This window comes from Cyanobium sp. Cruz-8D1 (assembly GCF_024345975.1).
GTDB lineage: Bacteria > Cyanobacteriota > Cyanobacteriia > PCC-6307 > Cyanobiaceae > Cyanobium.
Genome location: NZ_JAGQCD010000015.1, coordinates 72212 through 82818 on the forward strand (window position 1 = coordinate 72212; position 10607 = coordinate 82818).

Annotated in this window: 10 protein-coding genes and 2 pseudogenes; 9 read left to right on the forward strand and 3 right to left on the reverse strand. The window is 51.2% G+C overall.

What is annotated here, in order from left to right; genetic code table 11:
• Nucleotides 1–43 precede the first annotated feature (43 nt).
• Nucleotides 44–1756: a hypothetical protein gene (locus KBZ33_RS10930; RefSeq protein ID WP_255011768.1), complete on the reverse strand. Its 1713-nt coding sequence runs from the start codon at nucleotides 1754–1756 to the stop codon at nucleotides 44–46.
• A gap of 134 nt (nucleotides 1757–1890) precedes the next feature.
• Between KBZ33_RS10930 and KBZ33_RS10935 the strand changes: the two are divergent.
• The 7 genes and pseudogenes from KBZ33_RS10935 to KBZ33_RS10965 all read left to right on the forward strand — a co-directional run.
• A pseudogene (locus KBZ33_RS10935) lies at nucleotides 1891–2040 on the forward strand (transposase); the annotation flags it as partial.
• Nucleotides 2041–2442 carry a transposase gene (locus KBZ33_RS10940; protein WP_396108370.1) on the forward strand — a complete coding sequence of 134 codons (402 nt, stop codon included), beginning with the start codon at nucleotides 2041–2043 and terminating at the stop codon, nucleotides 2440–2442.
• 25 nt (nucleotides 2443–2467) lie between these two features.
• Nucleotides 2468–2937 (forward strand): annotated as a pseudogene (locus tag KBZ33_RS10945) (IS1595 family transposase); the annotation flags it as partial.
• Between the two features lie 287 nt (nucleotides 2938–3224).
• Nucleotides 3225–3935: a hypothetical protein gene (locus KBZ33_RS10950; protein ID WP_254953020.1), complete on the forward strand. Its 711-nt coding sequence runs from the start codon at nucleotides 3225–3227 to the stop codon at nucleotides 3933–3935.
• Nucleotides 3932–5233 (forward strand): hypothetical protein, encoded by a 1302-nt coding sequence (locus tag KBZ33_RS10955; protein WP_254953021.1) that lies wholly within the window; start codon nucleotides 3932–3934, stop codon nucleotides 5231–5233. Before KBZ33_RS10950 ends, KBZ33_RS10955 begins: the two co-directional genes overlap by 4 nt.
• A gap of 220 nt (nucleotides 5234–5453) precedes the next feature.
• Nucleotides 5454–6539 (forward strand): hypothetical protein, encoded by a 1086-nt coding sequence (locus KBZ33_RS10960; RefSeq protein WP_255011770.1) that lies wholly within the window; start codon nucleotides 5454–5456, stop codon nucleotides 6537–6539.
• Nucleotides 6540–6692: 153 nt separating this feature from the next.
• Complete coding sequence (locus tag KBZ33_RS10965; protein WP_254953023.1) at nucleotides 6693–7607, forward strand: glycosyl transferase family 90; 915 nt, start codon at nucleotides 6693–6695, stop codon at nucleotides 7605–7607.
• Here KBZ33_RS10965 and KBZ33_RS10970 read toward each other — a convergent pair.
• Nucleotides 7604–8317 carry a hypothetical protein gene (locus tag KBZ33_RS10970; RefSeq protein WP_255011772.1) on the reverse strand — a complete coding sequence of 238 codons (714 nt, stop codon included), beginning with the start codon at nucleotides 8315–8317 and terminating at the stop codon, nucleotides 7604–7606. The genes KBZ33_RS10965 and KBZ33_RS10970 overlap by 4 nt on opposite strands.
• An 845-nt stretch (nucleotides 8318–9162) precedes the next feature.
• On the opposite strand from KBZ33_RS10970, the gene KBZ33_RS10975 reads away from it, so the two are divergent.
• Nucleotides 9163–9360, forward strand: a complete 198-nt coding sequence (locus KBZ33_RS10975; protein ID WP_254953025.1) for a hypothetical protein — start codon at nucleotides 9163–9165, stop codon at nucleotides 9358–9360.
• A gap of 86 nt (nucleotides 9361–9446) precedes the next feature.
• On the opposite strand, the gene KBZ33_RS10980 is transcribed toward KBZ33_RS10975, so the two are convergent.
• Nucleotides 9447–9851: an ISAs1 family transposase gene (locus KBZ33_RS10980; protein ID WP_396108363.1), complete on the reverse strand. Its 405-nt coding sequence runs from the start codon at nucleotides 9849–9851 to the stop codon at nucleotides 9447–9449.
• A 108-nt stretch (nucleotides 9852–9959) separates the two neighbouring features.
• Here KBZ33_RS10980 and KBZ33_RS10985 point away from each other — a divergent pair, with 108 nt between their 5' ends.
• Nucleotides 9960–10457, forward strand: coding sequence for a transposase family protein (locus tag KBZ33_RS10985; protein ID WP_254953027.1), 498 nt, complete (start codon nucleotides 9960–9962; stop codon nucleotides 10455–10457).
• The last annotated feature ends 150 nt before the right edge of the window (nucleotides 10458–10607 follow it).

The following is a 10607-nucleotide window of genomic DNA, read 5'->3' on the forward strand; positions in this document are numbered from 1 at the left end:
AGTCAGTTTCATCGCAGCGTGGGGGTTGGCGGTGGCGGTTCCATCACTGTTGGATAGTCGCCAGTGGGCGGGCCAAGTGCCGCAGCCGCTGCAATGCCTCCCTCTGAGTCGAAATCTTGCGTTGGAGATCGGCTGCAGCCTTTTGGGCGGCCTGTTTCTCGGCGCCGAGGGCGTCGCGTTCACCCTGCGCTTTTCCCAGCTCCGCCTCTAAGGCCTGCACGCGGGCAACTTGCTCATCGCGGTCTTGCTGTGCTTGTTGCAAGGCTTGAATGTGGTTGTGGAGTTTCTGCTGGAGATCGGCTGCAGCCTTTTGGGCGGCCTCTTTCTCGGCGCCGAGGGCGTCGCGTTCGGACTTCCAGGTGACCACCTCCGCCTCCAAGGCCTGCACGCGGGCAACTTGCTCATCGCGGTCTTGCTGTGCTTGTTGCAAGGCTTGAATGTGGTTGTGGAGTTTCTGCTGGAGATCGGCGGCAGCCTTTTGGGCGGCCTCTTTCTCGGCGCCGAGGGCGTCGCGTTCGGACTTCCAGGTGACCACCTCCGCCTCCAAGGCCTGCACGCGGGCAACTTGCTCATCGCGGTCTTGCTGTGCTTGTTGCAAGGCTTGAATGTGGTTGTGGAGTTTCTGCTGGAGATCGGCGGCAGCCTTTTGGGCGGCCTCTTTCTCGGCGCCGAGGGCGTCGCGTTCACCCTGCGCTGTTCCCAGCTCGTCTGCGAGGGTCTGGAGCTGGGCGGCCTGCGCATCGCGAGCCGTGTGGGCTTGTTGAAGTTCTTGAAACGAATGCTCTTCGGCAACTTCCAACTTGGTAAAAAGCTGGGATATGAGGAATGCCTCTGATGCGATCGCTTCTTGATCATGTCTCTCAGCCAAAAGCTCATCGCGACGATCCTGGGAGGTATCGACTCCGGCAAGGCTTTTCAGCTTTAGAAGCAAACCACCCTTTTGAAGGCCTAAATCTTCGCGTTGATAGTCTAGGCCGAACGACGCAAATATTTCTTCCCAGGCTAATGAAACCTCCATTCCTTCATCGCTGAGCATATCATCAAGAAGAAAGTCGATAGCTGCATCCATGGAGCTGCAGGCATTGAGAACCAGCGGAACCGCTGGATAGCGAGCCCAGCGTCCCGTGAATTTAGATGGACTGTTGATCAGAACCAACAGCTTCAGTGTACAAGGCAGATCGGACTGCGATAACGCACCATTAAGTGATCTCAGGGTCTCTGAAATGGACTGGATGCATGAGTAGTAGCTGTACTTCCCCGTAGAATCACTCCAAGGGCAGAGGGAGGCAAGGAGCAGTTTCAGCTGATTGTGGTTGCCGCATCTGCTCACCAGATCAGCAGTGTTTTGGTAAGATCGCTCTGAATGTTCAAAGGAAAGTAAGCGTAGTGAGCCATGTGTGCCAGTATCTCGTTCGGAGCCAAGCAACTCTAGGGCTCGTAAAATCAACAAGGTGCTGGAGCCGCTTCCGAATTCAATAATCAAGTCGTAGGATTCTTCCCGGACCTTGTGAACCAGCTTCAGCGCAAAATCTGTTGAGATGGGACACTCATGCATGGAGCTAAGCACATCTCCCACGAGAGCTTGCAGTGCTTGGTGAGTCTCCAACTGCATGGTGGAATTGGCAATCTCCATGCTGATTTGCGTAGAGAGCTGGGAGCGCAAATCCAGAATGACCTCTGACTGCTGGCGTACGCGGGAGATCAAATCCTCAGCCTGATCGCCAGCCTGGGATTGATCTCGTTTGGATTCAGACATGAAAGCTCTCCAGCATACATTCATCCTATCTGGGGGCATTGGTCACGGTCCTTCGAAGCACTTAATTAGTTAGCAAGCTCCATCAGCAGACCTTCCCCGCCTAATCTGGTACGCATGTACCATGAGTGCGCGCCATGGCCATGAGTCGAATCCAGTTTCAGGCAGGCCTGTCGCTGCCCGAGTTCATCCAGCTCTATGGCACCGAGGAGAATTGCGAGGCCGCTCTGGAGCAGGCGCGCTGGCCTGATGGTTTCCATTGCCCCCGCTGTGAGTGCAAGGAGTACGTGCCCGGCAACGCCACCGAGGCCATCCGCGAGCGCTTGATCGACGCCAGCTGGATCATTGAACTGGTGTCCTCAGGCCAACGTGACGGCAAGCCATTCCGCCACGTCCACCAATTCATCACGACGATGCGTTCCAGCCCAAAGGCCTTGCTGCGCCTTGTACGACAGCGTTGGGCCATCGAGAACGAGTGGCACTGGGTCCGTGATGTGCAACTTGGCGAGGACGCCCACCACTACGCCGAACGCAACGGAGTTCAGGCTCTGGCGCTACTGCGCACCCTGGGCCTCAACCTGCTGCGGACCAATGGCTTCCGCTCCATCAGGGCTGGATTGATGGCCGTGGCCCACGACATCAACAGGATGCTCGGCTGGAGCGGAATCAAGGCGCTGGAGAGGGATTAACGAGACTTTCAGTCGGCCCTGGGATGAGGTCTATGTCCTGCGGGGAAAGGTACAGGTCGATGATGCCTACCTTGGCGGAGAACGCTGCGGAGATAAACTTGGTCGTGGATCAGAGAACAAGGTGCCGATCGTGGCAGTCGTCTCTATCGATGATGCGTGCCACCCTGTTTACGTTAAGCTTACCACCGTGGCCACGTTCTCTTTTGCCGCCATCGCTGACTGGTCACAGGATTCACTGGCAATAGGATGTGAGGTGAGGTGATCTCAGATGGGCTGGCCTGCTTCCGCGCCGTGACAGAAGTCGGTTGCCTGCATCAAGCTGTGGTCGTGAAAGGACGTCATCCCAATGAACTGCCGGTATTCCGCTGGATCAACACGGTCCTAAGCAACTTGAAAGCCAGCTTCAGCTGCACCTTTCATGCCCTGATATTTGATAAGTACTCTGATCGCTACCTGGGTGCCTTGATTTTCCGCTTCAACCGACGCTTCAACTTGGCAAAATGACTGAGCGAGTGGTTCATCCCATCTGAAGCTGCGGCGCTCGGCCGGAACGCATCTTAAGGAGTGCTGGAGCTAGCTACCTAATCAAGTCGAAGCATGCCCTTCCTGCACTTGAGCAATGATTCCCAAGGCAACCTGGCCAGAGTAGCCAGAAAAGCCATTCCCCTCTTTGCCCATGACCTGAATGGGCGTGCCACGAGAACGGTGTTGATATAATTCTACTTGCCGTAGAATCAGTTGATGTACTGGGCTAGTCTGCCTACTACCATAATGAATCCCGAATGACCACCGATCTCAGCTCGCAATCTGACTTGATCACTCAACTGCGCAGCCGCGTTGAGGGGATGGCAGAGCGCGCCGGGCAGGAACGTGATGCCCTGAGGGCAGAACGCGACCAGGTGGTGCAGGAACGTGATGTCCTGAGGGCAGAACACGACCAGGTGGTGCAGGAACGTGATGTCCTGAGGACAGAACACGACCAGGTGGTGCAAGAACGTGATCTCCTTAGGGAAGAACGCGACCAGGTGGTGCAGGAACGTGATCTCCTTAGGGAAGAACGCGACCAGGTGGTGCAGGAACGTGATCTCCTTAGGGAAGAACGCGACCAGGTGGTGCAGGAACGTGATCTCCTTAGGGAAGAACGCGACCAGTTGGTGCAGGAACGTGATCTCCTTAGGGAAGAACGCGACCAGGTGATGAAAGCTTTGCTGCATGTATTTCCTTACGAACATTATGCTGAAGCGAGACCAGACCTAGCACGTATGACTAACGACGAGCGGGTTATCCACTTTGTTCGTGCCGGTATTCATGAAGGGCTATCTCTTGAATGCTCGATGCTTTGCGAGAAGCTTGAAGCCATGCATGTTGAAAAGTCTCAACTTCTTGTCGCAAGGCTCAGTGAGCTGGAGGTTCTTGTTTCTGACTATTCAGCGCGTCTTTCCGTTTTGCAGGACTTGTTTGTTAGGCTATCTATGGAGAAGTACGACTCATGAACTCTATTTGGCAGTCATCTCGTGACGCCTTTGCTGATGTGTTGCAAGCCTTGACGTCAGCCTCATGGCGAAGGGTTGATTTAATTGCCGCTCTGATTCGCAGCGAACCTTATAAGGAGGATAATCTTCACCATCTCTTTTTGCGTGCCATCTGCTCCATTCGCGATGAGGGCGAATTCAAGAGTCATTTAAACTTGCTCGCGAAGGATTGTATGGCAGCTGCGGTTGAGCTTTCTATCGCTGGAGCTCATCTCAGTCTTTGTTCTCAGTTCCTATGCTTTTGTCAAGTCGAAAGGGCAAGACGCGAGGCCCTTGCTTTTGGGCAATATGCAATTGCCGCGGCGCATTCGATTGGGTTTTCTCTTTCGGATTCTGAACAGGAAATGGTACTTGAGCGGGCGAGTTCCTTGCCTGCTCGGATTGAGTCGCAGCAAAGCCTATTGTTGGCGAAAACCCTAGGCCATATTCCCAGAAGGATGCTTTTTGTGCTTGGTATGCATCGAAGCGGCTCTTCAGCGCTTGCCGGCATGCTGCGAGACATCGGACTTGATGCGCCGATTGACTTGATGCCGCCAACAATAGATAACCCCAAGGGATATATCGAGTCGATTGGTGTGATGGCTGAGAATGAAAAGTTGTTGTGTGCTCTTGGTACAAGCTGGAGACTAGACAAGCCTCTGCCTCGCGGCTGGATAGACCAGCAGTCTGCCGCTGAATGGCGTCTAGCTCTTTTGCATAGGTTCCGAGAAGCATTCGGCGGAGGTGATTTTCCGGTTGTTAAGGATCCGCGCTTTTGTGTTCTTCTGGCTGGTTTGAGTTGCTGGTTGCAGGCAGATGTCATCGACTTTCAATTTGTTTTACTCGTTCGCCATCCTCTTGAAGTCGTGAGCTCACTATTGGCGCGGTCTCAAGAACCGATTGCTAAAGATACTTCCTTGCGATTGTGGATTCAAAGTGTTTTGTACTCTGAGCGTGTCACGCGGGGAATGCAGAGAAGGGTAGTAATTGCCGAAGACTTGTTTGAATCACCGGCTCACGTACAATCTGAACTGCATAGCTTTATTGAGCCAGATGCTTTCGAAGATGGATGTGAGATATTATCACCTTTCGTGGATCCTGAGCTGCATCACCAGCGCTTCAGTGTCAATATGCTGGGGCAGCACGCTTGGGGTATGAGCCAATGCGATGTGCTTGAAGATCTGGCAATAAAGATCTACGATGAAATCAAGACCAATCAGGAGGCTTTACAGGGAGAGTGCCTTGATAGACTCTATAATCTCTGGATTCATATAGCTTGATTGTGGTAACTTGGTTACACGCTTCTGCCCCCTTTGTCAGAAAAGAAGTTTGCTCGGTCTGACTCATCCACCAAAGGGGGCAAACCGAGGACCATGAAACCGATCTCAGTTCAGTCAGTGCAGTCTGAGAACCGCCATAGCATGAGCTCGCCCAACCGACACCATTGGCACACTAGGCAAAGCGGCTGTTATGCTAGTTGCTTATAGAAGAATAGCACCTTTGTCAAACTCCTTTTACGAAATCTCTGAACTGCTAAAAAACGTGCCGTGTCTGCACGGGGACGAAGACCATGTGCTCACCGAACACCTACTTTCATTAGAAACCAATTACCTACTCCCTATACGCAATTCGCTGCTAGAGGCGAAGCGCGAATACTCTTTGATGTTGCCACTCAGACTTGGCAGAGGGTTCTGGGCAGCCGGAGATAGGCTTGAAGACACATATTGTGCGACGAAGCAAGGAGCCGCTCTTGATATTGAGAGACTCATCAAGGAGCCCTGGCTTGAGTTTTATATTCTCTTGAGATATGCGGATTTCACCAGCGCAAAAGTCATAAGCTTTGTCCATGTACCTAAATGCTTTGGCTCGAAAATATCTAAAGACATTTCTTCTTCGGTCGGCGATAGCCACCTTAGGCATTACAATACAATCAGGCTAAATCCGTCATGGGTGCGCCCCTGGCAGCGAGTTAATGATGCACGAGCTCTGCTAGCGTCCCTCTCCGAGATCAGCATCTTATATATTAGCGGGCATATTTCTCTTGCTGATATGCGAATCTCCGGGTTAGACCGCAAATCATCATTTCTTTTTTCGACAATTCGTGATCCTATTGAAATCATCATAAGTCATGCCAACTATATTGTTTCATGTCTTCAACGCCACCCCTCTCGACCTGACTCTCAGAACTGGAGCAGGCTCTGCAAGCTCGAAGAGATACCGATTGAATCAATGATTGACTCATGCCCTGATCAGCTTGCTCTTAAGATTATTGAATCAAGCTTCTTTTCAAGAAATTACTCCAATCTTTTACACAAAGCATTTGCTCCAGCTAAAGACTCCAGTACTCAGGAAGTTCATGATCATATCGAAATCTGCCCAAAATGCCATTTGTATTCAATTGATACAGTTCCTGGCCTTTATGGAGAGCTTGGCATTAAGGCCGCCACTAATGATCGGTTCAACGAATCTAGTCGCTATATAGACAGGCGTGGTTTCCATTCATCTGTACGTAGTGATGTTCGTCTCTTCTTGATAGGCAAGGACTTGCCACTTTGGCCTGTTTTAGCCTCTTTGGCTAAACGTTAGCCAATGAGACTAGCTAAAGCTCGTACCACAAGCATGGAATCAGATCGCCTTCTTAAGTACTGCTGCTTTAATTTATCCAATGATCACCAAGCCATAAGCCGGCATACGCAGCTCAAGGCAATCGGGAGCACACTTAGATTTGTTAACTCATGCATGCATAGGAATTCACGCCACGAATCATATGCCTATTTTCTTGCCTACAATCAGGCAATTTTTCAAGAAGTCTTCCGCTACGACTTTGACAGCCACATTAGACCTCCTCATTTTAATGGTTACGCTTTCCCAATTATATCGGCTCTTGCGGAACAGGGAATTCATGGTTCAATCCCACTCGTTATTGGTGATAATATATCATATTGGCCTGAGCATGTATTTGCAAAGACTCGCCCATCTAGAGAAGGTAACGTATCATTGCTCAGGCTTCAGCCTGTCAAGCACTGGACAGGCTTAGATCGAATAGCAAGACATGACGTACCTATAACAGGAAAAAGTGATACATGCATCTTTCGTGGAGCGACTACTGGTTTTTTTTGGGATAACAGCTACGGTATCAGCACGTCCGCTAGATGTCGGCTGATGCACGCGTATGGCAATCTTGCTAGCAAAGCCAAGCGAAACTCTATTGACATTGGCTTCACTGGAATCACTCCGCGAATGAAACATGCAAATAAGGACATATGTGAAATGGCCTCTAGGATGCTAAAGGACAGAATGGCCATGGAACAGATACTTAGCCACAAATATATTCTTTGCCCGGAAGGTAACGATATTTCAACTGGTCTAAAGGCGATTCTTGCATCAACATCTATACCTATAATGCCTGCCCCAACTGTCGAGTCTTGGCTACTTGAATTTGACTTGGTACCCTGGAAGCACTATGCACCTGTCATGGATGACTTCAGTAACTTGTTGAAAGTGTTAGAGCAATTGCGCTCAGATCAAGAGCTTCAGCGTTACATTGCAGAAAGTGGACGCGAATACATCCTTTCATTCCTTAATGATGATGTCGAGAGATCACTAAACTCCCATATACTACTAAGCTATTCTGGTAAAGGCAGCCGTGCTTAGCTTATGCGCTCAAATGCAATATTTGTGGAGTCAAAAACTGCTTCTATCTGCTCTGTATTTGCATTGCACATAACTAAATCAATTATAGTCGGCAAGCAGCCATGCTTCTTTAGAAACATGGCTACCCCGTGATCAGAGTCCTTGATGATCCAATGACTTCTTTTCGGAGCTTTGCGAAAGAGCCTCGCATGTTTGATTTCACCACTAGTCCCTCCAGAGAATATGTACTCATCTACACTAAGACTAGGAAGCAAAGCGTCAACGGTCTTGAATCTCCAGTTCCTGATATTATTTCGATACTCATCCCAGCTTGCATCGCCTAGGCTGGGAAAATAGTCATGGTGAACACTATATTGAGGAGCAAAGGCTAGAATGGAATGTGCTCCAAGAAACGGTCCCAACAGCAATGCATTGGTACCACCCATGCTGTTTCCTATAGATATAACTTTGTCATAAGCAGTATCGCCGGACCATCTGCTAAAAACTTCTGCTAGCCTTTCTGGGTTGATCGAATTTCCCCATGATCTCATCTTGTCAGAAACAAATAACGCGTCACCTATAGCCATGCATGACCCAACGAATTCTTCCCTCTGAATGTTAATCCCGCCCATTGCATGGCCTACCCCTGTAAATGAAATCGAACAAAAGGAAGACATTCTTCTCTTGATGCCTTTGACTCGGACTGAATCATCCTCATAGACTAAGTTCATGCTGGATACGTGTGACAATACTACAAGGGTTAAACTCAGGGTAATCCTAGCTTGGATCAAAGAAAGCAGGTACAGCCTCCATGAACTGGGAATTACTGTATTCACGCGGCTCCAACTGAAATATAGCCATTCTTCCGATCAAGGCAGAGGGCTCAGATATTGGAGCTGTAATTTCTTTATATCGTCTTTCCACAAAGTCATCAAATAAGATTGTCGTCATTTTTCTAATGCTAAATGCGCAGGCTATAAAGCATGCGGAGCGAAAACGCCCATCAATTAGTATTGTGTCTGGGCTATGGGGGGGCATGCTTTTCCAAGGCAAGAGGGGATAATTAGAGAATGATCTCCAGCTGTTTGTATTTGCAGGATGTCCCCACGCTCGAGTCTCTCCAATGTTCGCATGGAGTAGGCGGGGATGAGACTGCGTCAAGGGCGAACTTGCAATAAAGCTTTCAAGGTTCTGAGTCCACTTGAAATCACTCTCGACTGAGATAATGACCTTATTGGGTAGCTCGCTTGCTAAAACTGTCGAACCTCCACTTCCGTATTCAAGTATGCAGCTTGAATTCTGATAATACTCACGGACAGTCTTGCGTATTTCCGGAGGAAATGTAAGTGCTGGTCTGGAAGGTGATGACACGACGCGTACTCGAATAAGGTGAAGGGGCCTTTCATCGTATCACTTGAAATTACGCCGATAGCTCCCGCTACCCTTAGGGCCCCATCTGGGGGAAGGCTTCCACACGCAAAAGGCATTGGCTACCCGCTCAGTCATTTCCGCTATCTTAGGAACCCTCGAAAAACCCGCTTCAATCAATCCAGATCCAAGACTGAGATTGGAATGGTTGGCCCCCTCCCTCCAGCTGGGCTTTTCGGATGAGGAGCAGATCTACGCCCAAAAAAGAACGCGTCGCCTGCGCATTTTTGACGAGATGAAGATCACGGTTCCCTGGGAAGCGTTTCTGGCCTTGATAAAGCCCGTTAATCCCATGCCATCCAGCAAAGGAGGTCGTCCGCCGATTCCTTTCGAGGTGATGCTGTGAATCCACCTGCTGCAGCAGTAATTTATGCTTTCAGATCCCTTGACGGAAGAGATGCTGATTGATAAGCTCCCGCTTCCCAAGGCCTATTAAAAGTCTCGAGCTGAGACCGTTTGTAGGCTTTCCTGAACATGGCAGCGCATCAGGCGCAGCAGAAGCGCCACGCTTTGGCAGACGGTACCGAGCCCGTCAGCGATGGAATGGAACTCGTTGAGGCGCAATAGGTTGAGCGCCATGGTGTGCAGCGCTGCCAGCACCTGCACCCCGTTGCATTCCCGGTATCGGTGGGCGTCCTCACGCAGCTGGGTGTCTCGGACCCAGTGCCAGGAGTTCTCGATCGACCACCGTTCCCGCACGTGTTGCAACAACTCTTTTGCCTTGTTGCGCAGGATGATTATATAGTAGCTGGTCTCGTTGATCGCCCTTCCCTCATGGGTATCAGCGGATCTCACCGTAATGATCAAGACGCTTCTTGGCCAGTTCTCCTTGTTCATCGAGGGCGCTTCCACTACCCGTAGGGCAGGGCTGATTCAAAGTGTGTCACAAGCGCGCTGGTCTGAGCTGCCAGCGTTGGGTTCGCTGAGCGAGCTTGCTCCTTCTCTGTGCGCGAAACCGGCTCTGCTGCAACCGATCTCGATCTGATCAGCTTCCTCAAGGCGATCCCCGACACGCGGATGCGGCGTGGGATTCGTATCCCCGCCTGGTATCTGCTGCTGGTGGCCGTGCTGGGCATCCTGAGCGGTTGCGAAAGCTTGAGGGATCTGGAGCGGTACTCCTTCGGAGAAGGCTTCGCCTTCGCACGGCGCCACCATGCGGTACTTGGTGAGCAGCTGGGGCTGGCACTGCGGCGGCCACCTTCGGATTCAGCGTTTCGCTACTTCTTCCTGCAGGTGGACGTGGTGGCCCTCTGCGCTGCCATCCGTGATTGGACAATCGCCCAGATCCCAGGTGGTGCAGCGGATATCGACCAGTTGGTGTGTGACGGCAAGACACTGCGGGGTTCGATCGAGCCCACTGCCGGTGGTGGTTCAGCGTTCATTGCCCAGGTGACGCTCTATTCAGCTGCTCTGGGCGTGGCGTACTGCTTCGCAGAAGCCTGAGGGCTACAGCCAGGCCTGCTACGCCACCGGCGAAAACCATGAGCGGGCTGTGCTCAAAGCGCTCCTCGGTGAGCTGGATCTCGAGGGCGTGTTGATCCAGGCGGATGCGCTTCATACGCAGCGCCCTTTTTTCAACTCCTCCAGGAGCAG